The organism is Citrobacter sp. RHBSTW-00859, from assembly GCF_013729795.1.
In the GTDB taxonomy this organism is placed as follows: Bacteria; Pseudomonadota; Gammaproteobacteria; order Enterobacterales; family Enterobacteriaceae; genus Citrobacter; species Citrobacter braakii.
This window is the reverse complement of the sequence record NZ_CP056284.1, coordinates 3,320,502-3,346,209: the sequence shown is the minus strand read 5'-3', so window position 1 is coordinate 3,346,209 and position 25,708 is coordinate 3,320,502. Positions and strand designations below refer to the sequence as shown.

General features: G+C 53.6%; 25 protein-coding genes and 1 riboswitch. Of the genes, 17 read left to right on the top strand and 8 right to left on the bottom strand.

What is annotated here, in order from left to right; all coding sequences use genetic code 11:
* The first annotated feature begins 26 nt into the window (after positions 1-26).
* From HV302_RS16735 to hutH, 3 genes are all read left to right on the top strand, one after another.
* Complete coding sequence (locus HV302_RS16735) at positions 27-746, top strand: histidine utilization repressor (protein WP_016152334.1); 720 nt, start codon at positions 27-29, stop codon at positions 744-746.
* A 125-nt stretch (positions 747-871) separates the two neighbouring features.
* Complete coding sequence (hutU, locus tag HV302_RS16730) at positions 872-2,557, top strand: urocanate hydratase (protein WP_181626310.1); 1,686 nt, start codon at positions 872-874, stop codon at positions 2,555-2,557.
* 1 nt (position 2,558) lies between these two features.
* On the top strand, positions 2,559-4,079 hold the full coding sequence (hutH, locus tag HV302_RS16725; protein WP_181626309.1) for a histidine ammonia-lyase: 1,521 nt from the start codon (positions 2,559-2,561) through the stop codon (positions 4,077-4,079).
* Positions 4,080-4,135: 56 nt separating this feature from the next.
* Here hutH and HV302_RS16720 read toward each other — a convergent pair whose 3' ends face one another.
* Together HV302_RS16720 and bioA are read right to left on the bottom strand one after the other, a co-directional pair.
* Positions 4,136-4,612: a kinase inhibitor gene (locus HV302_RS16720; protein ID WP_016156043.1), complete on the bottom strand. Its 477-nt coding sequence runs from the start codon at positions 4,610-4,612 to the stop codon at positions 4,136-4,138.
* 57 nt (positions 4,613-4,669) lie between these two features.
* On the bottom strand, positions 4,670-5,959 hold the full coding sequence (bioA, locus tag HV302_RS16715) for an adenosylmethionine--8-amino-7-oxononanoate transaminase (protein WP_181626308.1): 1,290 nt from the start codon (positions 5,957-5,959) through the stop codon (positions 4,670-4,672).
* Positions 5,960-6,035: 76 nt separating this feature from the next.
* Between bioA and bioB the strand changes: the two genes are divergently transcribed.
* From bioB to bioD, 4 genes are read left to right on the top strand one after another with little or no spacing between them, the layout of a single operon-like run.
* The gene (gene bioB, locus HV302_RS16710) at positions 6,036-7,076 is read left to right on the top strand and encodes a biotin synthase BioB (RefSeq protein ID WP_181626307.1); all 1,041 of its coding nucleotides are present in this window, start codon (positions 6,036-6,038) and stop codon (positions 7,074-7,076) included.
* Positions 7,073-8,230 (top strand): 8-amino-7-oxononanoate synthase, encoded by a 1,158-nt coding sequence (bioF, locus tag HV302_RS16705; protein ID WP_181626306.1) that lies wholly within the window; start codon positions 7,073-7,075, stop codon positions 8,228-8,230. Before bioB ends, bioF begins: the two co-directional genes overlap by 4 nt.
* On the top strand, positions 8,214-8,969 hold the full coding sequence (bioC, locus tag HV302_RS16700) for a malonyl-ACP O-methyltransferase BioC (protein ID WP_016156049.1): 756 nt from the start codon (positions 8,214-8,216) through the stop codon (positions 8,967-8,969). The genes bioF and bioC overlap by 17 nt, the downstream gene beginning before the upstream one ends.
* A complete protein-coding gene (bioD, locus tag HV302_RS16695) occupies positions 8,962-9,660 on the top strand; it encodes a dethiobiotin synthase (protein WP_016152342.1) in 699 nt (232 codons plus the stop codon). Before bioC ends, bioD begins: the two co-directional genes overlap by 8 nt.
* On the opposite strand, the gene HV302_RS16690 is transcribed toward bioD, so the two are convergent.
* A complete protein-coding gene (locus HV302_RS16690) occupies positions 9,626-10,348 on the bottom strand; it encodes an ATP-binding cassette domain-containing protein (RefSeq protein WP_181626305.1) in 723 nt (240 codons plus the stop codon). The two genes, bioD and HV302_RS16690, sit on opposite strands and share 35 nt — an antisense overlap.
* 770 nt (positions 10,349-11,118) lie before the next feature.
* Between HV302_RS16690 and uvrB the strand changes: the two genes are divergently transcribed.
* The 3 genes from uvrB to nhaC all read left to right on the top strand — a co-directional run bounded on the left by uvrB (position 11,119) and on the right by nhaC (position 16,149).
* Positions 11,119-13,140 (top strand): excinuclease ABC subunit UvrB, encoded by a 2,022-nt coding sequence (uvrB, locus tag HV302_RS16685; protein WP_016152344.1) that lies wholly within the window; start codon positions 11,119-11,121, stop codon positions 13,138-13,140.
* A gap of 315 nt (positions 13,141-13,455) precedes the next feature.
* Positions 13,456-14,667 carry a trans-sulfuration enzyme family protein gene (locus HV302_RS16680; protein WP_169330266.1) on the top strand — a complete coding sequence of 404 codons (1,212 nt, stop codon included), beginning with the start codon at positions 13,456-13,458 and terminating at the stop codon, positions 14,665-14,667.
* A gap of 15 nt (positions 14,668-14,682) precedes the next feature.
* Positions 14,683-16,149 carry a Na+/H+ antiporter NhaC gene (gene nhaC / locus HV302_RS16675; protein WP_181626304.1) on the top strand — a complete coding sequence of 489 codons (1,467 nt, stop codon included), beginning with the start codon at positions 14,683-14,685 and terminating at the stop codon, positions 16,147-16,149.
* Positions 16,150-16,213: 64 nt separating this feature from the next.
* Here the strand turns inward: nhaC and yvcK are convergent, their stop codons facing one another.
* The gene (gene yvcK / locus HV302_RS16670; protein ID WP_016152345.1) at positions 16,214-17,122 is read right to left on the bottom strand and encodes a uridine diphosphate-N-acetylglucosamine-binding protein YvcK; all 909 of its coding nucleotides are present in this window, start codon (positions 17,120-17,122) and stop codon (positions 16,214-16,216) included.
* A 392-nt stretch (positions 17,123-17,514) separates the two neighbouring features.
* Positions 17,515-17,660, top strand: a riboswitch (molybdenum cofactor riboswitch).
* Here yvcK and moaA point away from each other — a divergent pair.
* The 6 genes from moaA (at position 17,648) to HV302_RS16640 (ending at position 21,095) form a co-directional block, all read left to right on the top strand.
* Positions 17,648-18,637 carry a GTP 3',8-cyclase MoaA gene (gene moaA / locus HV302_RS16665; protein ID WP_016152346.1) on the top strand — a complete coding sequence of 330 codons (990 nt, stop codon included), beginning with the start codon at positions 17,648-17,650 and terminating at the stop codon, positions 18,635-18,637. Its footprint overlaps the riboswitch before it by 13 nt.
* Before the next feature lie 19 nt (positions 18,638-18,656).
* Positions 18,657-19,169 (top strand): molybdenum cofactor biosynthesis protein B, encoded by a 513-nt coding sequence (gene moaB / locus HV302_RS16660; protein ID WP_016152347.1) that lies wholly within the window; start codon positions 18,657-18,659, stop codon positions 19,167-19,169.
* 2 nt (positions 19,170-19,171) lie between these two features.
* Complete coding sequence (gene moaC, locus HV302_RS16655; RefSeq protein WP_003035188.1) at positions 19,172-19,657, top strand: cyclic pyranopterin monophosphate synthase MoaC; 486 nt, start codon at positions 19,172-19,174, stop codon at positions 19,655-19,657.
* Complete coding sequence (gene moaD, locus HV302_RS16650; protein ID WP_016152348.1) at positions 19,650-19,895, top strand: molybdopterin synthase sulfur carrier subunit; 246 nt, start codon at positions 19,650-19,652, stop codon at positions 19,893-19,895. The genes moaC and moaD overlap by 8 nt, the downstream gene beginning before the upstream one ends.
* 1 nt (position 19,896) lies before the next feature.
* Positions 19,897-20,349, top strand: a complete 453-nt coding sequence (gene moaE / locus HV302_RS16645) for a molybdopterin synthase catalytic subunit MoaE (RefSeq protein WP_046274634.1) — start codon at positions 19,897-19,899, stop codon at positions 20,347-20,349.
* Between the two features lie 41 nt (positions 20,350-20,390).
* Positions 20,391-21,095, top strand: coding sequence for a Bax inhibitor-1/YccA family protein (locus HV302_RS16640; RefSeq protein ID WP_003831536.1), 705 nt, complete (start codon positions 20,391-20,393; stop codon positions 21,093-21,095).
* Between the two features lie 39 nt (positions 21,096-21,134).
* Here HV302_RS16640 and HV302_RS16635 read toward each other — a convergent pair whose 3' ends face one another.
* The 3 genes from HV302_RS16635 to HV302_RS16625 are packed head-to-tail and all read right to left on the bottom strand — an operon-like array spanning position 21,135 to position 24,096.
* Positions 21,135-22,097 carry a lysylphosphatidylglycerol synthase domain-containing protein gene (locus HV302_RS16635; RefSeq protein ID WP_181626303.1) on the bottom strand — a complete coding sequence of 321 codons (963 nt, stop codon included), beginning with the start codon at positions 22,095-22,097 and terminating at the stop codon, positions 21,135-21,137.
* Positions 22,097-23,338 carry a cardiolipin synthase ClsB gene (clsB, locus tag HV302_RS16630; protein ID WP_153646788.1) on the bottom strand — a complete coding sequence of 414 codons (1,242 nt, stop codon included), beginning with the start codon at positions 23,336-23,338 and terminating at the stop codon, positions 22,097-22,099. Before clsB ends, HV302_RS16635 begins: the two co-directional genes overlap by 1 nt.
* Positions 23,335-24,096, bottom strand: a complete 762-nt coding sequence (locus tag HV302_RS16625) for an endonuclease/exonuclease/phosphatase family protein (protein WP_053388796.1) — start codon at positions 24,094-24,096, stop codon at positions 23,335-23,337. The genes clsB and HV302_RS16625 overlap by 4 nt, the downstream gene beginning before the upstream one ends.
* A 131-nt stretch (positions 24,097-24,227) precedes the next feature.
* Between HV302_RS16625 and HV302_RS16620 the strand changes: the two genes are divergently transcribed.
* Positions 24,228-24,638, top strand: coding sequence for a YbhQ family protein (locus HV302_RS16620; RefSeq protein WP_016152353.1), 411 nt, complete (start codon positions 24,228-24,230; stop codon positions 24,636-24,638).
* Here the strand turns inward: HV302_RS16620 and HV302_RS16615 are convergent.
* Positions 24,600-25,706 (bottom strand): ABC transporter permease, encoded by a 1,107-nt coding sequence (locus tag HV302_RS16615; RefSeq protein ID WP_016152354.1) that lies wholly within the window; start codon positions 25,704-25,706, stop codon positions 24,600-24,602. The two genes, HV302_RS16620 and HV302_RS16615, sit on opposite strands and share 39 nt — an antisense overlap.
* Positions 25,707-25,708: the final 2 nt, after the last annotated feature.

Here is a 25,708-nt window from a genome sequence, read left to right as displayed (position 1 = left end):
ATTCTCAGCTTAAGGAAGGCTTACGCATGCTCCCATCCCGTTCTGCTCCGGCACCTTTTTACGAAAAGGTCAAACAGGAGATCAGCGAAAAGATTGCCAGCGGTATCTGGCAACCTCACGATCGCATTCCCTCTGAGGCGGAGCTGGTGGCGCAGTATGGTTTCAGCCGCATGACCATCAACCGGGCGCTGCGTGAGTTAACGGATGAAGGGTTACTGGTTCGCTTGCAGGGCGTAGGGACGTTTGTCGCCGAGCCGAAGGGCCAGTCTGCGCTGTTTGAAATTCGCAGCATCGCGGATGAAATCAACGCCCGTCAGCATCAGCACCGCTGCGAGGTGATCACGCTTGAACGAACCCAGGCAAGCGCGCAGCAGGCTTTGGTGTTAAACGTCAAAGAAGGCACCTCCATTTTTCACTCTGTCATGGTGCACTACGAGAACGAACTGCCGGTGCAGATTGAAGATCGCTGCGTGAATGCCGAAATTGTGCCAGCGTATCTGGCGCAGGATTACAGCCAGACTACGCCGCACGCGTATCTGTCGCTGATAGCCCCTTTAACGGAAGGCGAGCATATTGTTGAAGCGGTCCGCGCCAGTGCCGAAGAGTGCGCGCTGCTGAATATCAAAGAACACGATCCCTGCCTGCTGATCCGCCGTAAAACCTGGTCTGCGTCATCCATTGTCTCTCATGCCCGTTTGCTCTTCCCGGGTTCCCGCTATCGCCTGCAAGGGCGGTTTATGTCCTGAAAAGCGTGATTGCTGCCGCAGTATAATAAAATTGTATCTTTTTTGTTAAAAGCACGCTTGCGACAACTTGTATAGACAAGTATATGTTACTTATCTGTCCGATCGTTCGCGAGGAGTGCTCTACCATGTCTCATAGCAAGTACCGTCAGCAGGATATTCGTGCCCCACGCGGCACCACGTTAACGGCCAAAAGCTGGCTGACCGAAGCGCCGCTGCGCATGTTAATGAACAACCTGGATCCCGATGTGGCGGAAAATCCGCATGAGCTGGTGGTATACGGCGGGATTGGTCGCGCCGCGCGGGACTGGGAATGTTATGACGCCATCGTCAACGCGCTGACCAAACTGGAGACCGATGAGACCCTGCTGGTCCAGTCCGGTAAACCGGTTGGCGTTTTCAAAACCCATGACAATGCGCCGCGCGTGCTGATTGCCAACTCCAACCTGGTGCCACATTGGGCTACATGGGAACACTTCAACGAGCTGGACGCCAAAGGGCTGGCGATGTATGGCCAGATGACCGCCGGGAGCTGGATCTACATCGGCAGCCAGGGCATCGTGCAGGGGACTTATGAAACCTTCGTTGAGGCCGGGCGTCAGCATTATCAGGGTAACCTGAGCGGACGCTGGGTGCTGACCGCCGGGCTGGGCGGCATGGGGGGGGCGCAACCGTTAGCCGCAACGCTGGCAGGTGCTTGCTCGCTGAATATTGAGTGCCAGCAAAGCCGGATCGATTTCCGTCTGCGTACCCGCTACGTGGACGAGCAGGCGACATCGCTTGACGACGCGCTGGCACGTATCGAAAAGTACACCCGCGAGGGTAAAGCGGTCTCCATTGCGCTATGCGCTAACGCCGCCGACGTTGTGCCGGAACTGGTGAAGCGCGGTGTGCGCCCGGATATGGTCACTGACCAGACCAGCGCCCACGATCCGCTGCATGGTTATCTGCCGTCCGGCTGGAGCTGGGAAGCGTATCAGGCGAAAGCGGTGTCCGATCCGCAGGGCACGGTACAGGCGGCGAAACGCTCAATGGCAACACACGTTGAGGCAATGCTGGCGTTCAACAAAATGGGTGTGCCGACGTTTGATTACGGCAATAACATTCGCCAGATGGCCAAAGAGATGGGCGTGGAAAACGCCTTTGATTTCCCTGGTTTCGTCCCTGCTTATATTCGCCCCCTGTTCTGCCGCGGCATTGGCCCGTTCCGTTGGGTGGCGCTTTCCGGCGATCCGCAGGATATTTATAAAACGGATGCCAAAGTGAAAGAGATCGTGGCTGACGATAAACATCTGCACCACTGGCTCGATATGGCGCGTGAGCGGATTAACTTCCAGGGATTACCGGCGCGTATCTGCTGGGTCGGTCTGGAATGGCGTCAAAAACTGGGGCTGGCGTTTAATGAAATGGTGCGCAGCGGCGAAGTGTCTGCGCCGATTGTTATTGGCCGTGATCATCTGGATTCCGGCTCCGTCGCCAGCCCGAACCGCGAAACCGAGGCCATGCGCGACGGTTCTGATGCAGTATCCGACTGGCCGCTGCTGAACGCGCTGCTTAACACCGCCAGCGGTGCAACCTGGGTGTCACTGCATCACGGTGGTGGGGTAGGAATGGGCTTCTCCCAGCATGCCGGGATGGTGATTGTTTGCGATGGCACTGATGAAGCCGCAGCGCGTATCGCCCGGGTATTACATAACGATCCGGCTACCGGGGTGATGCGCCACGCCGACGCCGGGTATGACATTGCGGTGGAATGCGCCGTCGAAGAAGGGCTGAATTTGCCGATGGTCGCGGCGACGCAGGAGAAACGCTGATATGAACACCATGACATTAACGCCGGGTCATCTGAGCTTTGCGCAACTACGCGACATCTGGCAGCAGCCGGTCAAACTGAGCCTGGATGCCGGGGCGATTGATGCGATCAACGCAAGCGTCGCCTGCGTCAATAATATTGTCGCTGAAGGCCGTACGGCGTATGGCATTAATACCGGCTTTGGCCTGCTGGCTCAGACCCGTATCGCCACGGAAGATTTGCAGAATTTACAGCGTTCGCTGGTGCTTTCCCATGCGGCAGGCGTTGGTGAGGCGCTCGATGACGCGATGGTTCGCCTGATTATGGTGCTGAAAATCAACAGCCTGGCGCGGGGTTTTTCGGGTATTCGTCTCAGCGTGATTGAAGCGCTGATTGCGCTGGTGAATGCCGAGGTGTATCCGCTGATCCCGGCGAAAGGGTCAGTGGGCGCATCGGGCGACCTGGCACCGCTGGCGCATATGTCTCTGACGCTGCTGGGCGAAGGTGAAGCGCGCTGGCAGGGGGAATGGCTTCCGGCGACCGAAGCGCTGAAAAAGGCCGGGCTGGAGCCGATTACGCTGGAGGCGAAAGAAGGGCTGGCGCTGCTCAACGGTACCCAGGCTTCCACAGCCTTTGCGCTGCGCGGGTTAATTGAAGCCCAGGAGCTGTTCGCGTCTGCGACGGTATGTGGGGCGCTGACCACCGAAGCCGTTTTGGGCTCTCGTCGTCCGTTTGATGCCCGTATTCATGCCGCACGAGGACAGCGTGGGCAGATTGATGCCGCAACGCTGTACCGCCACGTGTTGACCGACACCAGCGCGCTTTCTCAGTCGCATCATAACTGTGAAAAAGTGCAGGATCCGTATTCTTTGCGCTGTCAGCCGCAGGTGATGGGGGCGTGCCTGACGCAAATGCGTCAGGTAATGGAGGTCTTGCTGGTAGAAGCCAACGCGGTTTCCGACAACCCGCTGGTGTTTGCCGAAGAGGGCGATGTCATTTCCGGCGGCAACTTCCATGCTGAACCGGTGGCGATGGCGGCAGATAATCTGGCGCTGGCGATTGCGGAAATCGGGGCGTTATCAGAGCGACGGATTGCGCTGATGATGGACAAACATATGTCGCAGTTGCCGCCGTTCCTGGTGAAAAACGGCGGGGTGAACTCCGGCTTTATGATTGCTCAGGTAACAGCGGCCGCGCTGGCGAGCGAGAACAAAGCGCTGGCGCATCCGCACAGCGTGGACAGCTTGCCGACCTCCGCCAACCAGGAAGATCATGTGTCTATGGCGCCGGCAGCGGGCCGCAGGTTGTGGGAGATGGCGGCGAATACGCGCGGCGTGATTGCCGTGGAGTGGCTGGCGGCGTGTCAGGGGATTGACCTGCGTGAAGGGTTAACCTCAAGCCCGCTGCTGGAGCAGGCGCGCCAGGCTCTGCGCGAGCAGGTTGCCCACTATACGCAGGATCGCTTTTTTGCTCCGGATATTGAGTGCGCAACCGAACTGTTAGCCCAGGGGACGTTGTTGAAATTGTTGCCTGAATTTCTGTAGAGAAGCCTTGTTTAGTAGGCCGGATGCGGCGAAGCCGACATCCGGCACAACACAGCTTAACTGAACATCGCCGTAATCGAGGCGCTGGCGAGCGAGTGGAAGTGAACGTTAAAGCCAACCATCGCGCCGCTGGCGTCCTCATCGACATCAATACGCTCCACATCCAGCGCGTGAACCGTAAAGATATAGCGATGGGTTTCCCCCTTCGGCGGCGCAGCACCGCCATAACCTGCTTTACCAAAATCCGTACGGGTCTGAATCACCCCATCCGGCAGCGCAACCAGCCCGGAGCCGAAGCCTTGCGTGAGTACGCGGGTATCTGCTGGCAGATTTACCACCACCCAGTGCCACCAGCCGGAGCCGGTTGGCGCATCAGGATCGTAGCAGGTCACGACAAAGCTTTTGGTCCCTGCTGGCACGTCATCCCACGCCAGATGCGGGGAAATATTATCCCCGTCATACCCCATGCCGTTAAAGACGTGGCGATGCGCAAGCTTTTCGCCATCGCGCAGATCGTTACTGATTAGTTTCATGCTGACTCCTCTCGTTAGCCAAAAAGTGTAGCCAGAAACCGTAGAGCTTACCGCTGATTAATCGCTAAAAAATGTTGCACTGCGCACTGCCTCGTTTACGGCCTGGGTCAGACGACGCAACTGATTGGGCTGAATAATGTACGGCGGCATCAGATAGATCAGTTTGCCAAACGGTCGTACCCACACACCCTGTTCAACAAAGAACTTCTGTAACGCCGCCATATTCACCGGATGCGTGGTTTCGATCACACCGATGGCGCCGAGTACGCGCACGTCGGCTACCCAACTGGAGTCTGCCGCAGGGGCGAGTTCTGTCCGCAGTTGCGCTTCAATAGCCGCTACCTGTGAGCGCCAATCGCCGGTTTCGAGTAACGACAGGCTGGCGGAGGCGACGGCGCAGGCCAGCGGATTACCCATAAAGGTTGGGCCGTGCATGAAGCATCCGGCTTCACCGTTGCTGATGGTTTCCGCGACCTGACGCGTGGTCAGGGTGGCGGAAAGGGTCATCGTTCCGCCGGTTAACGCTTTGCCGAGGCACAAAATGTCCGGAGTTATGTTGGCGTGTTCACAGGCAAAAAGCTTGCCTGTACGACCAAATCCGGTGGCGATTTCATCGGCAATCAGCAGGATCCCTTCACGGTCGCACATCTTACGGATGCGTTTTAACCATTCGGGATGATACATGCGCATGCCGCCAGCACCCTGCACAATCGGCTCAAGGATCACCGCCGCAATCTCGTGGCGATGCGCGGCCATCAGGCGGGCAAAAGGCACCATATCCAGTTCGTCCCACTCGCCGTCCATGCGGCTTTGCGGGGCGGGCGCAAACAGGTTCTCCGGCAGATAACCCTTCCACAGACTGTGCATCGAGTTGTCGGGATCGCAGACCGACATCGCGCCGAAGGTATCGCCGTGATAACCGTTTCGAAATGTCAGGAAACGCTGACGGGATTCGCCTTTGGCTTGCCAGTATTGCAGCGCCATTTTCATTGCTACTTCTACGGCGACCGAACCTGAATCCGCGAGAAAAACGCACTCCAGCGCCTCTGGCGTCATCGCCACCAACTGGCGGCACAGCGCAATGGCCGGGGCATGGGTAATGCCACCAAACATCACATGTGACATGGCATCAATCTGCGTTTTCATCGCGGCGTTCAGCTGTGGGTGATTGTAACCGTGGATCGCCGCCCACCAGGACGACATGCCGTCTATCAGCCTCTCACCGCTGGCTAAAATCAGTTCGCAACCTTCGGCACGCGCCACCGGATAAACCGGTAACGGGGAGGTCATGGAGGTGTAAGGGTGCCAGATATGGCGTTGGTCAAACGCAAGATCGTCCGTTGTCATAATCGACTTGTAAACCAAATTAAAAAGATTTAGGTTTACGAGTCTACACCAAACTCATAACGAAACGTATACCAATATGGCTCATTCTTCTCGCTGGACAATGTCGCAAGTCACCGAATTATTTGATAAACCGCTGTTGGATCTGCTGTTTGAAGCGCAGCAGATTCACCGTCAGCACTTTGATCCGCGGCAGGTTCAGGTCAGTACGCTGCTGTCGATTAAGACCGGTGCCTGCCCGGAAGACTGCAAATACTGCCCGCAAAGCTCCCGCTATAAAACCGGTCTGGAAACGGAACGTTTGATGGAGGTTGAACAGGTACTGGACTCAGCGCGTAAAGCGAAACAGGCCGGTTCAACGCGGTTTTGCATGGGCGCGGCGTGGAAGAATCCACACGAACGCGACATGCCTTACCTGGAACAGATGGTTCAGGGCGTAAAAGAACTGGGGCTGGAAGCGTGTATGACGCTGGGTACGCTGAACGAAAATCAGGCCCAGCGGCTGGCCAATGCGGGTCTGGACTACTACAACCATAACCTCGACACCTCGCCGGAATTCTACGGCAATATCATCACAACCCGGTCGTACCAGGAGCGCCTGGATACGCTGGATAAAGTGCGTGAGGCGGGCATTAAAGTTTGCTCCGGCGGGATTGTGGGACTGGGGGAAACGGTGACTGACCGCGCGGGTCTGTTGCTGCAATTAGCGAATCTGCCAACGCCGCCAGAAAGCGTGCCGATCAACATGCTGGTGAAAGTGAAAGGCACGCCGCTTGCCGATAACGACGATGTGGATGCCTTTGATTTTATTCGTACTATCGCCGTAGCGCGGATCATGATGCCGACTTCATATGTCCGTCTTTCAGCCGGACGCGAGCAAATGAACGAACAAACCCAGGCGATGTGCTTTATGGCCGGGGCTAACTCGATTTTCTACGGCTGCAAACTGCTGACCACGCCGAACCCGAACGAAGATAAGGATTTGCTGCTGTTTCGCAAACTGGGCCTCAATCCGCAGCAAACGGCGGTGCTGGCGGGTGATAACGAACAGCAGCAACGCCTGGAGCAGGCGCTGCGTAACCCGGATACCGACGAATACTACAACGCGGCAACCGTATGACCTGGCAGCAAAAAATAGTCGATGCGTTAACGGCGCGTCGTCGTGCTGATGCGTTGCGTCGGCGCTATGTGGTGACGCAGGGCGCCGGTCGCTGGCTGCAGGCCGACGGTCGCCAGTATCTGAACTTTTCCAGCAACGACTACCTTGGCTTAAGCCACCATCCGCATATTATCTGCGCGTGGCAGCAAGGCGCTGAGCGTTTTGGCGTCGGCAGCGGCGGCTCGGGTCATGTCAGCGGTTATTCCGTTGCTCATCAGGCGCTGGAAGATGAGCTGGCGCAATGGCTCGGCTATTCACGGGCGCTGTTGTTTATCTCCGGTTTTGCCGCTAATCAGGCGGTTATTGCCGCGCTGATGGGCAAAGAGGACAGGATTGTTGCTGACCGGCTCAGCCATGCCTCACTGCAGGAGGCTGCCAGCCTTAGCCCTGCCGTGCTACGTCGCTTTACCCATAACGCTCCGCAACATCTGGAACGTCTGCTGACTACCCCCTGTCCGGGGCAACAACTCGTGGTCACTGAAGGTGTGTTCAGCATGGATGGCGATAGCGCACCGCTGGCGGAAATTCACGCGGTAGCAGAGCGGCATGGCGCATGGTTGCTGGTGGATGATGCGCACGGGATTGGCGTCAGCGGTGAGGAAGGGCGCGGTTCGTGCTCCCGACAGCAGGTGAAACCCGAGCTGTTAGTGGTGACGTTTGGCAAAGGGTTTGGCGTCAGCGGCGCGGCAATCTTGTGCTCAGACAGCGTGGCCGATTATCTGCTGCAGTTTGCCCGTCATCTGATCTACAGCACCAGTATGCCTCCGGCCCAGGCCCAGGCCTTGCGTGCCGCGCTGGAGGTGATCCGCAGCCGCGAAGGCGATGAGCGCAGAGAAAAACTGGCGATGCTGATCCAGCGTTTTCGCGCTGGGGTGAATACGCCGGACTTAACGCTGGCGCAGTCAGACAGCGCCATTCAGCCACTGATCGTGGGCGACAATCATAAAGCCTTGCAGCTGGCGGAGGCATTACGTCAACAGGGATGCTGGGTGACGGCTATTCGCCCACCGACGGTGCCGGTTGGTACGGCCAGGCTGCGGCTTACGCTGACCCAGGCGCATGAAGTCCAGGATATCGATCGCTTACTGGAGGTGCTACATGGCGCAGGTCAATAAGCAGGCGATTGCTGCCGCGTTTGGCCGCGCGGCTACTCACTATGAGCAACACGCGGAACTCCAGCGTCAGAGCGCCGATGCGTTACTGGCGCGACTCGATGGTCGGGCATTCTCTCAGGTTTTAGATGCGGGCTGCGGACCCGGGCGTATGAGCCGTTACTGGCGGGAGCAGGGGAGCGAGGTCTGCGCGCTGGATCTGTCGGCGCAAATGCTGACTGAAGCACAGCGTCACGATGTCGCCCACCGCTATTTGCTGGCGGATATTGAAGCCATTCCGCAGGCTGCTGCTACTTTCGACCTCGCCTGGAGCAATCTGGCCGTACAGTGGTGCAGTGACCTGCGCGGCGCGTTACGTGAGCTTTACCGGGTGGTGCGTCCTGGCGGGACGGTGGCGTTTAGTACCCTGGCGCAGGGGTCAATGCCGGAACTTCGTCAGGCGTGGCGAGCGGTTGATGAGCGGGAGCACGCCAATCGTTTTTTGCCCGTGGAGCAACTGGAAAACGCCCTGCATGGGTGGGACGTTGAATACCAGTCTCATGCCGTCACGCTGTGGTTTGACGATGCGCTGAGCGCCATGCGCTCGCTGAAGGGCATTGGCGCGACGCATTTGCATGATGGCCGCGAGCCGCGCGTCCTCACCCGCTCACAGCTGCGCCAGCTACAGTTAGCCTGGCCCTGCCAGCAGGGGAAATATCCGCTGACCTATCATCTATTTTTGGGAGTGATTCAACGTGACTAACACTTTTTTTGTCACCGGGACGGATACCGAAGTGGGTAAAACTATCGCCAGCTGCGCGTTGCTGCAGGCGGCGGGGCAGAGGGGATTGCGAACCGTCGGCTATAAGCCAGTGGCGTCGGGCAGTGAAATGACGGTTGAAGGTCTGCGTAATAGCGATGCCCTGGCATTACAGCGCAACAGCGTTGTGACGGTGGACTATGCGGCTATCAACCCCTATACCTTCGCGGAACCTACCTCACCGCATATCATCAGCGCGGACGAAGGTCGCCCCATTCAGGCCTCTGTAATGTCTGCGGGTTTACGCGCGCTGGAACAACAGGCTGACTGGGTGCTGGTGGAAGGTGCCGGCGGGTGGTTTACGCCGCTTTCGCCAACGCTGAGTTTTGCTGACTGGGTGAAAACAGAGCAGCTGCCGGTTATTCTGGTGGTTGGCGTTAAGCTCGGCTGCATCAACCACGCTGTGCTGACCGCCCAGGCGGTGCAGCAGGCCGGACTGACGCTTGCCGGATGGGTCGCCAATGATGTGACGCCACCTGGCAAGCGTCATGCTGAATATATGGCAACGCTCAGGCGTGTGCTTGCGGCTCCGCTGCTGGGGGAAATTCCCTGGCTGGCAGAAGAGCCGGAGCGGGCATCAACAGGACGTTATATCGATCTTAGCGTTTTGTCTGTGGCGTCACCCAATAGTTGATTAGCGGGTTGCTGAGCTGTGTGATTTGCCCCTGAGCCACGTTGCGCCCACGGTGTAACAGGCAGTAGCAGTCAGCGACCCGACGAATAAACGGCAGGCTCTGCTCCGCGAGCATTATGGCGATGCCGAGCTCATGGCTTAATCTTACAACCAGGTTCCCCAGCTTGTGGATATATGCCTGGCCACTTCCCCGCGTGGGCTCATCGAGGATCAGCAGGCGCGGGCGTGTGACCAGCGCGCTGGCGAGCGCAAGCTGGTGCTGATCATCTTCCGATAATGCCGCCCCTTTGGCCTGACGCAGTACGAACAACTGTGGAAACAGGCGGTAAATATCACTGCTGTTCATCGTTTCGCTTTCCTCAACCGCCTGGCGCGCAATATGCAGATTTTCCTCTACCGTCAATTGCGAAAAAATCCGTCTCTCTTGTGAAACGTAGTTAATGCCCAGCGCGATGCGATTTGCCGCCGGAATGGGACTCAGGTCGCGCGGTGGTGCGCCAGCCTGATGCCAGAACATGGTGCCGCTTTCGATCGGTAAATTGCCGATAATGCAATTGGTCAGCGTAGTCTTTCCCATCCCTGGAAGCCCCAACACACCGGTACATTTACCGGGCAGCAGGTCGAGATCCACATCCCATAGGGAGTGTTGATTACCGTAATAATGATTCACTGCGCGAAGACTCAACATAGATTCCTCCAGCATGATGCTATCCGCCCTACGTACAGGTCGTCGGAAGAAAATTGCAATTCTCTTGCCAGAAGAGGGATTGGGGTCAAAAAACAGCAGGAGAGTGTGCCGCGCAGGCGGTAACGTCTGGCTGGCCGGAGGGCTGGCGTTGTTTTGTGCACATTGCCAGTGCCTGGCGGTGTCGTAATGGTGCAGGCAAGAAAATGATGAAAATGCGAGCAAGATCCCGGCCATTCCAGGCCGCTTCGTTAGCTGATAAATATCAAAAAATAGCGATAAATTTTTTTTATCCCTCCGGAAAAGGGAGTGAGGGCGTTTTTGCCAGGCTACAGTCCATACGGGCTGGAGGCAGTTATCCACTATTCCTGTGGATAACCTTGTGTATTAGAGTTAGAAAACACAATGTAAGCGAGAGAAGACGCGGCCTGCGACTAAATTGATGCGAAAGACGGCTCGGGATAATAGTCATTAAATTACAGAATGTTAGATAAAATCAATGGCTGTCGCAGAAGTGTCATGCGTTGCCACAAAACTTTCATCGGGCGGCTTGACAAATGTTAAAAAAGTCATTGCTTTGGGGATAACACGTTTTTGCTGGTGTTTTATCTTGTCTGAGGCCAAATTTTAGCCTGCGGTCACGGTCATTCTGATGGCGTATCAGAAATATTCTGGTGCGTTACTGTTTTTTCATCCAGTATATTTTACTGGCAAAATATACGACTGCGAGTAAAATTACACACCTGCCCGCCCATTGCTTCAGGTAGCTGCTCATGAGTAAACCGTTCAAACTAAATTCCGCTTTTAAACCCTCTGGCGATCAGCCTGAGGCTATTCGCCGTCTGGAAGAAGGGCTGGAGGATGGTCTGGCGCATCAGACGCTGCTGGGGGTGACGGGCTCGGGGAAGACATTCACCATCGCTAACGTAATTGCGGACTTGCAGCGGCCTACCATGGTGCTGGCTCCCAATAAGACGCTGGCCGCGCAGTTGTACGGTGAGATGAAAGAGTTCTTCCCGGATAACGCGGTGGAGTATTTCGTCTCCTACTACGACTATTATCAACCGGAAGCCTACGTACCAAGTTCTGACACCTTCATCGAGAAGGATGCCTCGGTTAACGAACATATTGAGCAAATGCGTCTGTCGGCGACCAAAGCGCTGCTGGAACGTCGGGATGTCGTTGTCGTCGCGTCAGTTTCCGCTATCTATGGTTTGGGCGATCCGGATCTGTATCTGAAAATGATGCTGCATCTGACGGTGGGGATGATTATCGACCAGCGTGCGATCCTGCGCCGCCTGGCGGAACTGCAATATACCCGCAACGATCAGGCATTTCAGCGCGGAACCTTCCGCGTGCGTGGTGAAGTGATCGACATTTTCCCGGCTGAATCCGACGATATCGCGCTGCGCGTGGAACTGTTTGATGAAGAGGTCGAACGTTTATCGCTGTTTGACCCGCTTACCGGGCAGGTTGAATCCACGATTTCGCGCTACACCATCTATCCTAAAACGCACTACGTGACGCCGCGCGAACGTATCGTGCAGGCGATGGAAGAAATCAAAGTGGAGCTGGCAGAGCGGCGTAAGGTCCTGCTGGCAAATAACAAACTGCTGGAAGAACAGCGGCTAAGTCAGCGTACGCAGTTCGATCTGGAAATGATGAATGAGCTGGGTTACTGCTCGGGGATTGAAAACTACTCCCGCTATCTGTCCGGGCGTGGCCCCGGCGAGCCGCCGCCGACGCTGTTTGATTACCTGCCTGCCGACGGCCTGCTGGTGGTGGATGAATCCCACGTCACTATCCCGCAAATTGGCGGTATGTATCGTGGTGACCGGGCGCGTAAAGAGACTCTGGTCGAATACGGATTCCGTCTGCCGTCGGCGCTGGATAACCGTCCGCTTAAATTTGAAGAGTTTGAAGCGCTGGCCCCGCAGACCATCTACGTCTCAGCGACGCCGGGCAACTATGAACTGGAGAAATCCGGTGATGACGTCGTCGATCAGGTAGTACGACCGACCGGCCTGCTGGATCCTATCATTGAGGTACGCCCGGTGGCGACGCAGGTTGACGATCTGCTGTCTGAGATCCGCATCCGTGCGGCGATTAACGAACGTGTGCTGGTCACTACGCTCACGAAACGGATGGCAGAGGATCTCACCGAATACCTCGAAGAGCACGGTGAGCGGGTGCGCTATCTGCACTCAGACATCGATACCGTGGAACGTATGGAAATCATTCGTGACCTGCGTCTGGGCGAGTTTGACGTGCTGGTGGGTATCAACCTGTTACGTGAGGGTCTGGACATGCCTGAGGTCTCACTGGTGGCGATTCTGGACGCAGACAAAGAAGGGTTCCTGCGTTCTGAACGTTCGCTTATTCAGACCATCGGTCGTGCGGCGCGTAATATCAACGGGAAGGCTATTCTCTACGGCGACAAAATTACCGCCTCAATGGCTAAGGCGATAGGTGAAACTGAACGCCGTCGTGAGAAACAGCAGCTCTACAACGAAGAACACGGTATTACGCCGCAGGGGCTGAACAAGAAAGTGGTCGATATTCTGGCGCTGGGTCAGAATATTGCGAAGACTAAGGCGAAAGGCAAAGGGAAGTCACGCGCAGGCGCGAAGTCTGAAATTGTCGAACTGGATATGACGCCAAAAGCGCTGCAGCAGAAGATTCATGAGCTGGAAGGGCAGATGATGCAGCATGCGCAGAATCTTGAATTTGAAGAGGCTGCGACAATCCGCGACCAGTTGCATCAGCTGCGCGAGTTGTTTATCGCGGCATCGTAAGATTGTTTCCACTTTCCAATTCGCCATCGCGTAAATGCCATGGCGATTGGAAAAATACAGAATGTATTATCATTTATAATTATATTATTCGTTTTTCTATTGCCATTTATTATTCTTAAAATTAATGCGCTCACTCTAATTTATTTTTTGCTGAATTGATTTTTGTTTTTCAGCTTTGTGAACCTCATCGTTTTATTCTTTACATTTCTGACGATTCTTTCAGCATTTTGGCAGCAAGAAAAAGGCTGTCATTGTTCCTTTTTTTATAATTGTCCTGTTATAGAAATTTCCCTGACGAAAATATAAAGGAAAGTTATGAAAGAGATAATATGCAATTACGCTGAGAATGATTATGCCGTTCAGGACGCCATGATATGTTCTGGAGTTGGTGAACAACACCAGAAAAATTATGGTGCAGTCAGCCCTCCGTTAGTAAAAACCAGTCTGTTTGTGCAGCAGAGCTATCAGCAATACTGTGATGATATGCAACACGAAGCTGAACGTTACATCTATTCCCGGGGGCTTAACCCAACAACGGAACTGTTAGAACATAAACTGGCAGCGTTGGAGCGTGGAGCGGCCTGCAAAGTTTTTGGATCGGGCATGGGTGCGATAAGCGCAACATTGTTTGGCCTGCTGAAAAGTGGCGACCATATTATTCTGGTGAATAATGTTTATGGACCAACAGTTGTGCTGGTGAAGCAAATGCAACAACGCTTTGGTATTGACTATGACATTGTTCTCAGTGGCGATGTTGAGGATATTCGGCAGAAAATAAAGCCGAATACTCGCATGATATACACGGAATCCCCAGGAACAATGACCATGCGAGTTGTGGATCTGCAGATGATAGCAGGGTTGGCGAAAGAGAATAATATTATTACTGCCATTGATAATACATGGGCTACGCCACTCTTCCAAAAGCCATTGACTCTTGGTTTCGATTTAGTGCTCCACTCTTGTACTAAATATATCGGCGGTCACAGTGATTTAACGGCGGGTGCTGTGGTAGGCGCAAAAGTCTATCTTGATATTATTCGTGATTTTTCACATCAGCTTCTTGGCGCAGTGCTGGCCCCGGATAGTGCATGGCTAGTGATTCGCGGTTTACGAACGTTGCCGCTGCGCATGAGACAACATCAGAATAATACCTATGCAATTCTTACTTTTCTCAATAGCAGAGCAGAGGTTGAGAATATCTGTCATCCTCTTATGGCTGATGCAAAACAACGTGAAATTGTTTCACAACAAATGTTTGGTACTTCTGGCCTCATTAGTTTTGAACTTAAAGATGGCAGTTTTGAAAAAGTTAAAGCCATTATTGATAGTTGTAGAATTTTCAAACCGGGATGCAGTTGGGGGGGATATGAAAGCCTGATTATTTCTCCAAATCGCGGTTATAACCAGGATGTAATATGCAAAGATGGGATGGCGCCTGGTTTAATTAGGATTTCAATTGGACAAGAATCTCCAGAGATGTTAATCGCGGACTTAGAGAATGCGTTTGATTCTATAAAAACATATTAATAGCGGGAAAATAACATGGTAAGCACAAATAAGCAACCGAGCTTTTATGCAGCATTGATGTTATTAGTGGCTATTTTCCTGGTTTTCTTTATAGGTATTGGGGTTTTAAATTACCCAGTTGAATTTATCTTAATTGTTATTACGATTATTACAGGTTTTTTTGCCAGATACTATGGCGCGGGCTGGAAGGAAATTCTCCAGACTTTTATAGAAAAAATAAAAGATGCCGTCCCTGCGATGTTAATTTTACTGTCGATCGGTATGTTGATTGGATGCTGGATGGTTAGTGGTACCATTCCGTTAATGGTCTATTATGGCCTGGAAATTATCAACCCAGCTTACTTATATCTTACAGCTTTTTTAGTGACGGTTTGCATCTCGACATTTACAGGCACTTCATGGGGTTCCGCAGGAACAATTGGTGTGGCGTTGGTTGCCGTTGCTGCGGCGATGAATGTGTCATTGCCGATTACTGCTGGAGCCGTTATCTCCGGTGCCTACTTTGGTGATAAATTATCTCCTTTATCAGATACCACAAACATGGCCGCGTTAGCTGCGGGGGCTGAGCTTTATCAAAGTATTAGAAATATGTTGTATACATCGGTTCCTGCTTTTTTGTTTGCCTGCCTGGGGTTTTATATCGCGGGGTTAGATTTAAATGTGGTAAATTCAATCCAACTAGATACTATCCCGGTCATGAAAAAAACGCTAAACTCATTATTCTGGCTTAACCCTTTATTAATATTACCGACATTGCTGGTCTTTATTGGTGCGATAAAAAAATGGGATACCATTACTGTCTTGATCGCATCTTCTTTTTTTGCTCTGGCAATATGCGCAATTTTTCAGCCGTTTACCATGATGGACCTCGTTCAAGCATCGATTAATGGCTTTAATACCAATATGATCAGCAATTTTTCAGATGTCGCGATGAATGAATCTACGACTAAAAATATTAATATATTGCTTAATCGTGGCGGTATGTATTCAATGGTTAGCCCAATTGTGGTTATGCTTTGTGCATTTATGTTCGCTTCGGCACTTGATGTTTCTGGCGGCCTTAATGTACTGCTTGGGCGACTGGTTCAGAAATTAAAAACGGTGACCAGTACTTTGTTGGCGACAATGTTCACAAGTTCTTTATTAGTTGCCTGCACTGGCAATGCAGTCATCAGTTTCTTTCTGGTGAAGAATATTTATGATCCTTGTTTTAAAAACAAAAAATTGCATATAGTTAATATGTCCCGATCAATGGAGTCTGGAGCCACGCTACTTGAAGGGCTTTTCCCTTGGACAATATCTGGTATGTTCATGGCGAAAACGCTGGGGGTGGCGACGCTGGATTATGCACCCTGGGTTTTGTTCAATTTAAGTTGCCTGGTTATGGCCGTATTCTTTGCCATTCTTGCCCGGTGGTCTAATTTTGGCACAAGATACGAAGAGCCAATATCCGCCGAGCATGTACCTGTGCTGAGAGGTTAATGCAGTAAGCTACAAGTACAATCCTCATTACGATGAGGATTGTATGCTAATCACGCACTTGGGATTACCCCAGCGCCTGTACCGCTTTCTCCAGCGCGTAATGCAATAGCTGGCGGTCATGGCGGTAGGGAATGTCGCTGGCTTCCAGCACTTCCTGAATAACAACGCGGTCGGTAACGGTGGATACATCCACTTTCGGGCCTACAACCACCGCATCAATTACTTTCCTGCCAACGTACTGTTCAATGATTGCCAGCTTATCGTTAAGCGTCAGGCTGGCTGCTGGCAGGCTTAATTCACGACCCAGATTGCCGATGTAGACCATCGGGGCAGGTGTGCGACGTAATGCCTGCGCCAATTCGTCGAGCAGCAGGAGCGGCATCAAGCTGGTGTAAAAACTGCCGGGTCCGATCAAAATCAAATCCGCTTCGGCGATAGCTTCAACTGCCTCCCGCGTGGTGGGGACTTTTGGCGACAGCATCAGTTCCTGAGGCGGGATGGTGAGCTGATCGATATTCACTTCGCCATAGACTTCATGTCCCTGATCGTCGATAGCCATCAGATCCACCGGCAGCTCCGACATCGGAATTAAATGCGCGTCAACTTTCAGCAGACTACGAATTAAATTGATGGCTTCCAGAGGCCGCACACTGAGGTGATCGAGCGCCTTTAACATCAGATTTCCGAGGTTATGCCCGGAAAGCTCACCATTACCGCCAAAACGATACTCAAACATGGCGGATGCAACGCTGGGTTGAGTAATTAACTGGTTCAGACAGTTACGCATGTCTCCCCAGGCAATTCCTCCTTCAGAGCGACGAATACGACCTGTCGACCCGCCGTTATCGGTCGTGGTGACGATCCCCGTCAGGCGTGAACCTAAAGGGGAAAGAGAGGAGAGAACGCGTCCCAGTCCATGCCCTCCGCCGAGAGCGACAACGCGGTCCAGATCTGCCAGCGTGCGAGTGCGCATATATTTTCCTGATATCAATTGATCGGCGCTACAGTAACGTAAATAGTGTGTTTTCAGCAATTATCCAGGCGGAATCTGGCGTAATTTTTTTCTGCGATCTACTCCTTTCTGACGAGATGCACCTGCCGGCAAGATGATGTATATCAATGCAAAACTGTGGTTTTTGCTTATTCTGTAGCGAAATTGCACGATCATGTCGCTATGTATGTGTTTATACAACGAAAGTGTACATGGCAAAAGCGTCATTTACACGCTAGTATCGGCATAACCACAATGTACTCTGAATAATTTGAGTTGCAGGAAGGCAGTGAGGGAGAAAATCCCCCGTAAGCGGACATAAGTACGTGACTGGGGTGAACGAACAAAGCCCACGCTTCTGCAATTTGAAGTATGACGAGAATAAACACTCTAGCCTCTGCACCTGGGTCAAATGATACGGTGCTTTGGCCGTGACAATACTTGAATAAGTTTGTCACCAGGGCGTAGGAAGAAATGACTACGTCTCCCGTATTTGGAAAGGTGTACATGGGCTCTCAACTTACCGATGCTTTCGCACGTAAGTTTTACTACTTACGTTTGTCGATTACCGATGTGTGTAACTTTCGTTGCACCTACTGTCTGCCGGATGGCTATAAGCCCGGCGGTGTCACCAATAACGGCTTTTTGACCGTTGATGAAATTCGCCGCGTCACGCGCGCGTTCGCCAGTCTGGGAACGGAAAAAGTGCGTCTAACAGGGGGCGAACCTTCATTGCGTCGCGACTTTACCGACATTATCGCCGCCGTGCGCGAAAACCACGCCATCCGTCAGATTGCGGTGACCACTAATGGTTATCGTCTGGCGCGTGATGCTGCTGCCTGGCGCGATGCCGGACTGACCGCACTTAACGTCAGCGTCGACAGCCTCGATGCCCGTCAGTTTCACGCCATTACCGGGCAGGACAAATTTCAGCAGGTGATGGCAGGCATTGACGCCGCTTTTGATGCGGGTTTTGAAAAAGTGAAAGTCAATACCGTGCTGATGCGCGATGTAAACCATCATCAACTGGACACCTTCCTGGCGTGGGTTCAGCCCCGTCCTATCCAACTACGCTTTATTGAACTGATGGAAACGGGTGAGGGCAGCTCTCTCTTCCGTAAACACCATATCTCAGGCCAGGTCCTGCGCGATGAGCTGCTGCGTCGCGGCTGGATCCACCAGATCCGACAGCGCAGCGACGGCCCGGCTCAGGTTTTCTGTCATCCTGACTATGCTGGTGAAATTGGTCTGATCATGCCTTATGAGAAAGACTTCTGCGCCACCTGCAACCGTCTGCGCGTTTCCTCTGTCGGCAAGCTGCATCTGTGTTTATTTGGTGAAGGCGGCGTAAGCCTGCGTGATTTGCTGGAAGATGACGCTCAGCAGTCGGCGCTGGAAGAACGCATTTCAGCCGCGCTGCTGGAGAAAAAGCAGACTCATTTCCTGCATCAGAACAATACCGGTATTACGCAAAACTTATCTTACATTGGCGGCTGATCGCTAAAAGGAGTTTTTCATGAGTCAGGTAAGCGCTGAATTTATCCCGACACGCATTGCTATTCTTACTGTTTCCAACCGTCGCGGCGAAGAAGATGACACCTCCGGCCATTATCTGCGTGACTCGGCGCAAGAGGCGGGTCATCAGATTGTCGACAAGGCGATTGTCAAAGAGAACCGCTACGCCATTCGCGCCCAGGTTTCTGCATGGATTGCCAGTGAGGATGTGCAGGTTGTGCTCATTACAGGCGGCACGGGCTTAACCGAAGGGGACCAGGCGCCAGAAGCGCTGCAACCGCTGTTCGACAGAGAAGTCGAAGGGTTTGGTGAAGTATTCCGTATGCTGTCGTTTGAAGAGATTGGCACCGCGACGCTGCAATCCCGGGCGATTGCCGGAGTGGCCAACAAAACGCTGATTTTCGCCATGCCTGGGTCGACTAAGGCGTGTCGTACCGCATGGGAAAATATCATTGCGCCGCAGCTCGATGCCCGTACGCGTCCGTGTAATTTCCACCCACATTTGAAGAAATAAGTATGTCGCAACTGACTCATATTAACGCCGCTGGCGAAGCGCATATGGTGGATGTCTCCGCCAAAGCGGAAACCGTACGCGAGGCGCGTGCAGAAGCATTCGTGACCATGCGTAGCGAAACGCTGGCGATGATTATCGACGGCAGCCACCATAAGGGCGACGTTTTCGCCACGGCGCGTATTGCCGGTATTCAGGCCGCCAAACGGACCTGGGATCTTATCCCGCTGTGCCATCCGCTGATGTTGAGCAAGGTTGAAGTTAATCTGCACGCCGAGCCGGAACACAACCGCGTACGCATTGAAACGCTGTGTCGCCTGACCGGGAAAACCGGCGTCGAAATGGAAGCGTTAACGGCGGCCTCCGTGGCAGCGTTGACCATCTACGATATGTGCAAAGCGGTGCAAAAGGATATGGTGATTGGTCCGGTGCGTCTGCTGGCTAAAAGCGGCGGTAAATCGGGAGATTTTAAGGTGGATGCGCATGATTAAGGTTCTTTTCTTTGCTCAGGTACGGGAATTGGTGAACACGGATGCGATAGAGGTCGCCGCTGAGTTTGCAACGGTAGAAGCGTTGCGCCGGAGTCTTGCGGCAAAAAGCGATCGCTGGGCGTTGGCGCTGGAAGACGGCAAGCTGCTGGCAGCGGTAAACCAGACGCTGGTCAGTTTTGACCATCCCCTTAATGCGGGTGACGAAGTGGCTTTCTTCCCACCGGTAACCGGAGGCTAAGATGGCTGAAACGCGAATTGTTGTTGGTCATGCGCCGTTCAGCGTCGGGGATGAGTATCCCTGGCTGGCCGAACGCGATGAAGATGGCGCGGTGGTCACTTTCACCGGTAAAGTCCGCAATCACAATCTCGGCGATAGCGTGCAGGCGTTAACGCTGGAACACTATCCGGGAATGACCGAAAAAGCGCTGGCGGAGATTGTCGACGAAGCGCGTGCGCGCTGGCCGCTGGGACGAGTAACGGTCATTCATCGCATTGGCGAACTGTGGCCGGGTGACGAAATCGTTTTTGTTGGCGTGACCAGTGCGCATCGCAGCAGCGCGTTTGATGCCGGGCAGTTCATTATGGATTATCTGAAAACCCGCGCACCGTTCTGGAAGCGCGAGGCCACGCCAGAAGGTGAGCGCTGGGTTGATGCCCGCGACAGCGATAAGCTAGCAGCAAAACGCTGGTAGAGTACAATTGGTGTAGGCTCATACTGATTCAGGAGATTGTCATGGACCGATTCCCACGATCCGATTCTATTGTACAGGCCCGTTCCGGCCTGCAAACGTATATGGCGCAGGTGTACGGCTGGATGACCTGCGGATTGTTGCTGACGGCGTTTATCGCCTGGTATGCGGCAAATACGCCCGCGGTGATGATGTTTGTCTTCTCCAGCAAAATCACCTTCTTTGGACTGATCATCGCCCAGCTAGCGCTGGTGTTCGTCCTGTCCGGCATGGTGCAAAGGCTTAGCGCGGGAATGGCGACCACGCTGTTTATGCTCTATTCGGCATTAACCGGGCTGACGCTATCAAGCATTTTTATCGTCTATACCTACTCGTCTATCGCCAGCACCTTTGTGGTCACCGGCGGGATGTTCGGGATCATGAGTTTGTACGGCTACACTACCAAACGCGATCTGAGCGGCTTCGGCAATATGCTGTTTATGGCGCTGATCGGTATTGTGCTGGCCTCGCTGGTTAACTTCTGGCTGAAGAGCGAAGCGCTGATGTGGGCGGTGACCTATATTGGGGTGATTGTGTTTGTCGGCCTGACCGCTTATGACACGCAGAAGCTGAAAAATATCGGTGAGCAGATCGACCTGCGTGACAGCTCAAATCTGCGTAAATACGCAATTCTTGGGGCCTTAACGCTGTATCTGGACTTCATCAACCTGTTCCTGATGCTGCTGCGTATCTTCGGCAATCGTCGTTAATTCTCTGTTGCCGGATGGCGTAAGCCGCCATCCGGTGAATCATTTCGCCATCGCCTTCTCGTTTTTTACCCGCAACTTTTTCGCCCGACTCTCCAGCAGCAAATAGCACATCAGCGCCAGCAGCAGCGGAATAAAATAGTACAGCACGCGATACGCGAGCAGGGCGGCAATGATTGTCCCCTGAGAGGTATTCTCTCCTGCCAGCAGCGCCATAAAGACCGCCTCCAGCACGCCAATCCCCGCCGGAATATGCATGATAACACCGGCAATACTGCTCACCAGTAGTACGCCCAGCACGAAGAAATAGTTGATATTCTGACCCAGCAACAGCCAGATAATCGCCCCCATTACCATCCAGTTAGTACCGGATATCGCCATTTGCGCGAGGGCAAATTTCCAGGAGGGCAGTACCAGTTTTTGGCCCTTGATGGTGATGTGGCGATGTTTAGCGAAAGCGCAAAACCACAGATAAACAACAATCATCAGCAGCAGCGCAATGCCTAAGAGGCGTAGCGTACCTTCATCGATATACCAGTGCGCGGGCAGTTCAACGACGCCGAAGGTGAAAATAAAACCGCCCAGCAGAATATAGCCCAGCCAGTTGGTGGTAATGCTCAGTGAAAAAATTCGCGTAATTGTGCTCCCCGGTAATCCGAGACGCGAGTAGAGACGATAACGCATCCCAATACCGCCCACCCAGGTGCTTAACGTCAGGTTGAAGGCGTAACAGATAAACGACACCAGCATGACCTGGCGTTTTGCCAGCTTGTGCCCGCAGTAGTAGCGCCCGAGCAGGTCATAGCAGCCGTAAAGTAAATAACTGACAATCACCAGCCCTACGGCGCTGAGCAGGGCGATCCGATTGTAATCGCGAATTACCGTCCACACTTCCTGCCAGTTGACCTTACTGGCATAAACGACCAGCAATACGATGACCGCAATAAAAAATAGCCATGTGAGGATCTTTTTCGCTAAGCGCCAGCGTCGGTGGTTTTTTGGCATCAGGTTTCCCCTCCTGCATCCTCAGTTGGAATACGATCCTGGGTTTCCAGAGTTGGCTGTGCGGGTGGTTCTACCTCGGCCAGATGCGGGGTATGCGCCGGTAGCCAGCCGACCAGCGCCGGGAAGTGGCGTAAAAAGTGGAAGGCCAGCACGCTTTTGGTCAGGTTCCACCAGGTGCGTTTTGGCAGCATTGATTCATCAACTCGCTTGCAGTCCTGCGCAATAATGGGGTTCAGGTTGTCACGCAGGGTCTGGTTAAACGTGCGGTCATGAATAATAAGATTCGCCTCCAGATTGAGCGACAGACTGAGCGGGTCGAGATTGCTGGAACCTACCGTCGCCCAATGATCGTCCATCAGCGCGACTTTACCATGCAGGGGCTTACGCCGGTATTCATAGACATGGACGCCGCCTTTAACCAGATAGTTATACAGCAGGCGGGCACCCACTTTCACAATCGGCATATCCGGTTCACCCTGGACGATGAGTTTTACCCGAACGCCGCGTCGCGCAGCTTTTCGTAGGGCATGCAGCAGGCGATAACCCGGAAAGAAATAGGCATTGGCAATGATCACTTCCCGCCGGGCCTGGGTCAGCATTTTCAAATAGTGGCGTTCAATATCATCGCGATGCTCTTCGTTATCGCGCCAGACAAACAGCGCCTGCGCTTCGCCTGGCCGATGATTCTCAATTGCCCGGTGATGACGTCGCCACCAGCGTCGTACGGCGCTCTGTCCTGGTAAGTTATCCAGCACGAATTTCAGGATGTCGGCCACGACTGGACCTTCCACGCGAACGGCGTAATCCTGCTTGGCCTCGGGACCGTAATCAGACATGTGTTCAGCGGAATAATTAATACCGCCGACAAAGGCAACACGATCATCAATGACCACAATTTTGCGATGCATACGGCGAAAGAGATTGGTGCGCATACCGAACAGACGCGGGCGCGGATCGTAGTAGCGGAAAACAACGCCTGCTACGGTCAACTCTTCGACAAAACTGTCGCTAAGATCCGGCGAGCCGTAACCGTCCAGCAACACCTCTGCTTTGATTCCGCGCTGGGCGGCTCCGAGCAAGGCGGCATGCAGCTGTTTTCCGACCGCATCTTCAAACCAGATAAAAGTCTCAAGGATAATTTTTTGCTGTGCCTGTGCAATGGCGTCAAAGACGGCGGGATAGTATTGATCGCCGTTTTCCAGCAGTTGAATTTGATTGCCTTCACGCCAGCCATTTTTCATAAATGAATCTCCGCACTCAGGGGGGCATGATCGGACAAATGTCGCCAGTGACGCAGCGCCAGCGTCGTTGGGGTACTGGCATTCGCGTTTTTCACATAGATCCTGTCCAGACGCAGCAGGGGAAACTGCACCGGAAACGTCCGCGCCGGGCGACCGTGGGCGCGGGTAAAAATCTCGTCAAGGCCGGCCCTGGCTTTCAACGGGTGATTGGCCGTTTGCCGCCAGTCGTTAAAATCTCCGGCGATCACCACAGGCTCCGCGTCGGGCAGGGCATTGACCCAGTCAGCCAGCATAGCGAGCTGGGCCTGACGGTGTGCTTCACGCAAACCGAGATGCACGCACATGACATGGATTGGGTGCGAGAGCATTGGCGGCGCGATGCGGCAGTAGAGGACCCCGCGCTTTTCACTCGCGCCGACGGACACATCGCGATTTTCATAATGTTCAATAGGATAACGCGACAACACCGCGTTACCGTGATGCCCTTGCGGGTACACGGCGTTACGCCCGTAGGCGAAGTCGCTCCACATCGTGTCCGCCAGAAATTCGTAGTGGGTGGTATCCGGCCAGTTCTCAATCTGCAGCGAGTGAGCATCGTGCGCGCCCATAACTTCCTGCAGGCACACAATGTCTGCCCCGACCGTTCTGACAGCCTCCCGTAGTTCAGGCAAAATAAAACGCCGGTTGAAGGCGGTGAACCCTTTGTGAGTATTAATGGTGAGCACATTGAATGAAAATTGAACTCCCGATCCGCTCATGAGCCTCCCGTTGGCGTCACTTCCTAAATAAAATAGTGTAGTCGTCGTCACAAAAAGATGCGGTGTTGCGGAATTTTCCGTAAAGTCCGGTACTCTGAATAATTAGTTGAAAATCCTTCAGGAGAAAAGCCATGAGGTGGCAACAACGTGTTCGTGTCGCAACGGGTCTAAGTTGCTGGCAGATTGTGTTGCATTTACTGGTAGTGGCGTTGCTGGTAATGGGCTGGATGAGCGGTACGCTGGTGCGCGTCGGCCTGGGATTATGCGTCGTTTACGGCGTAACGGTTTTATTAATGCTGGCCTTGCAACGTCACCATGAACAGCGCTGGCGCGACGTAGCTGATGTGCTGGAAGAGCTGACTACCACGTGGTATTTCGGTGCCGCGATGATCGTACTGTGGTTGCTGTCGCGCGTGCTGCAAAACAACGTCTTGCTGGCCCTGGCGGGGCTGGTGATCCTTGCCGGACCCGCCGTGGTCTCGCTGTTGGCGAAAGACAAAAAGCTACATCACCTTGCGTCTAAACATCGCATACGCCGCTGAGCCGGTCGTGGCCGCTATTACCAACAGCGGCCACAAACTTCCCCACACAATCTGCAGACTCGCATCCTTCAGGTAAATCTGTTTCGTGATGTCCGTAAAATGGCGGATTGGGTTTATCCACGTCAGATTCTGTAGCCAGACCGGCATATTTTCGACCGGCGAGACGTAGCCTGAAAGTAAAATCGCCGGCATCATAAACACAAACACGCCGATAAACGCCTGCTGCTGGGTGGCGCACAGTGATGAAATCAGCAGACCAAAGCCGACCAGCGACAGCCCGTAAATCACCATCGTGAAATAGAACAGCGCCAGTGAACCGGCAAACGGGATGTGATAAGCCCAGATGCCGATCGCCAGCACAATGGTGGCCTGAAACGTTGCCACAATTAACGCGGGCACCGCTTTACCGATGAATATCTGCCAGGTGGTAAGCGGGGAGACCAGCAGTTGATCCAGCGTGCCCTGCTCGCGCTCGCGGGCAACCGAGAGCGAAGTGACGATCATGACGCCGATGGTGGTGATCATGGCGATCAGCGACGGAACCACAAACCATTTGTAATCCAGATTCGGGTTATACCAGTTACGCACCACCAGCTCGCTGTTGTTCGGTTTCGGCTTGCCGTCCATCAGCTCCTGCTGATACTCCTTAACGATTTGTTGCAGGTAATTCGCGGCAATTTGCGCACTGTTAGAGTTACGCCCGTCGAGAATAATCTGCATGGGAGCCTGCTGAAAGGTATCCAGATTACGCGAAAAGTTGGCCGGGAAGCGCACCAGCAACAGGGCTTTTTGCGTGTCGATGGTGGGCTGGATCTCCTGCGGGCTTTTCAGCAGCAGAACGTGCGTAAAGGCGCTGGCGCGAGCGAAGCGCTGGGTTAGCTCCACCGAATGTTTACCGTTGTCTTCGTTATAGATAGCGATAGTGGCGTTGGTGACTTCCAGCGTGGCCGCGAACGGGAACAGAATAACCTGAATCAGCACCGGTAAAATCAGAATGGCTCGCGTCTGCGGTTCACGTAACAGCGATTGCAGCTCTTTACGAATTAATGTCCATAAGCGATGAAACATGC

What these genes read in the sequence shown, in the direction of transcription:
- bioC (WP_016156049.1), top strand. Translation starts at nt 8,214, where the DNA reads ATGGCGCAGGTCAATAAGCAGGCGATTGCTGCCGCGTTTGGCCGCGCG.
- moaC (WP_003035188.1), top strand. Translation starts at nt 19,172, where the DNA reads ATGTCGCAACTGACTCATATTAACGCCGCTGGCGAAGCGCATATGGTG.
- moaA (WP_016152346.1), top strand. Translation starts at nt 17,648, where the DNA reads ATGGGCTCTCAACTTACCGATGCTTTCGCACGTAAGTTTTACTACTTA.
- clsB (WP_153646788.1), bottom strand. Translation starts at nt 23,338, where the DNA reads ATGAAAAATGGCTGGCGTGAAGGCAATCAAATTCAACTGCTGGAAAAC.
- HV302_RS16690 (WP_181626305.1), bottom strand. Translation starts at nt 10,348, where the DNA reads ATGTTGAGTCTTCGCGCAGTGAATCATTATTACGGTAATCAACACTCC.
- yvcK (WP_016152345.1), bottom strand. Translation starts at nt 17,122, where the DNA reads ATGCGCACTCGCACGCTGGCAGATCTGGACCGCGTTGTCGCTCTCGGC.
- moaD (WP_016152348.1), top strand. Translation starts at nt 19,650, where the DNA reads ATGATTAAGGTTCTTTTCTTTGCTCAGGTACGGGAATTGGTGAACACG.
- bioA (WP_181626308.1), bottom strand. Translation starts at nt 5,959, where the DNA reads ATGACAACGGACGATCTTGCGTTTGACCAACGCCATATCTGGCACCCT.
- hutU (WP_181626310.1), top strand. Translation starts at nt 872, where the DNA reads ATGTCTCATAGCAAGTACCGTCAGCAGGATATTCGTGCCCCACGCGGC.
- HV302_RS16680 (WP_169330266.1), top strand. Translation starts at nt 13,456, where the DNA reads ATGAAAGAGATAATATGCAATTACGCTGAGAATGATTATGCCGTTCAG.
- HV302_RS16625 (WP_053388796.1), bottom strand. Translation starts at nt 24,096, where the DNA reads ATGAGCGGATCGGGAGTTCAATTTTCATTCAATGTGCTCACCATTAAT.
- bioB (WP_181626307.1), top strand. Translation starts at nt 6,036, where the DNA reads ATGGCTCATTCTTCTCGCTGGACAATGTCGCAAGTCACCGAATTATTT.
- HV302_RS16640 (WP_003831536.1), top strand. Translation starts at nt 20,391, where the DNA reads ATGGACCGATTCCCACGATCCGATTCTATTGTACAGGCCCGTTCCGGC.
- HV302_RS16720 (WP_016156043.1), bottom strand. Translation starts at nt 4,612, where the DNA reads ATGAAACTAATCAGTAACGATCTGCGCGATGGCGAAAAGCTTGCGCAT.
- moaB (WP_016152347.1), top strand. Translation starts at nt 18,657, where the DNA reads ATGAGTCAGGTAAGCGCTGAATTTATCCCGACACGCATTGCTATTCTT.
- HV302_RS16620 (WP_016152353.1), top strand. Translation starts at nt 24,228, where the DNA reads ATGAGGTGGCAACAACGTGTTCGTGTCGCAACGGGTCTAAGTTGCTGG.
- uvrB (WP_016152344.1), top strand. Translation starts at nt 11,119, where the DNA reads ATGAGTAAACCGTTCAAACTAAATTCCGCTTTTAAACCCTCTGGCGAT.
- hutH (WP_181626309.1), top strand. Translation starts at nt 2,559, where the DNA reads ATGAACACCATGACATTAACGCCGGGTCATCTGAGCTTTGCGCAACTA.
- HV302_RS16635 (WP_181626303.1), bottom strand. Translation starts at nt 22,097, where the DNA reads ATGCCAAAAAACCACCGACGCTGGCGCTTAGCGAAAAAGATCCTCACA.
- moaE (WP_046274634.1), top strand. Translation starts at nt 19,897, where the DNA reads ATGGCTGAAACGCGAATTGTTGTTGGTCATGCGCCGTTCAGCGTCGGG.
- HV302_RS16615 (WP_016152354.1), bottom strand. Translation starts at nt 25,706, where the DNA reads ATGTTTCATCGCTTATGGACATTAATTCGTAAAGAGCTGCAATCGCTG.
- nhaC (WP_181626304.1), top strand. Translation starts at nt 14,683, where the DNA reads ATGGTAAGCACAAATAAGCAACCGAGCTTTTATGCAGCATTGATGTTA.
- HV302_RS16735 (WP_016152334.1), top strand. Translation starts at nt 27, where the DNA reads ATGCTCCCATCCCGTTCTGCTCCGGCACCTTTTTACGAAAAGGTCAAA.
- bioF (WP_181626306.1), top strand. Translation starts at nt 7,073, where the DNA reads ATGACCTGGCAGCAAAAAATAGTCGATGCGTTAACGGCGCGTCGTCGT.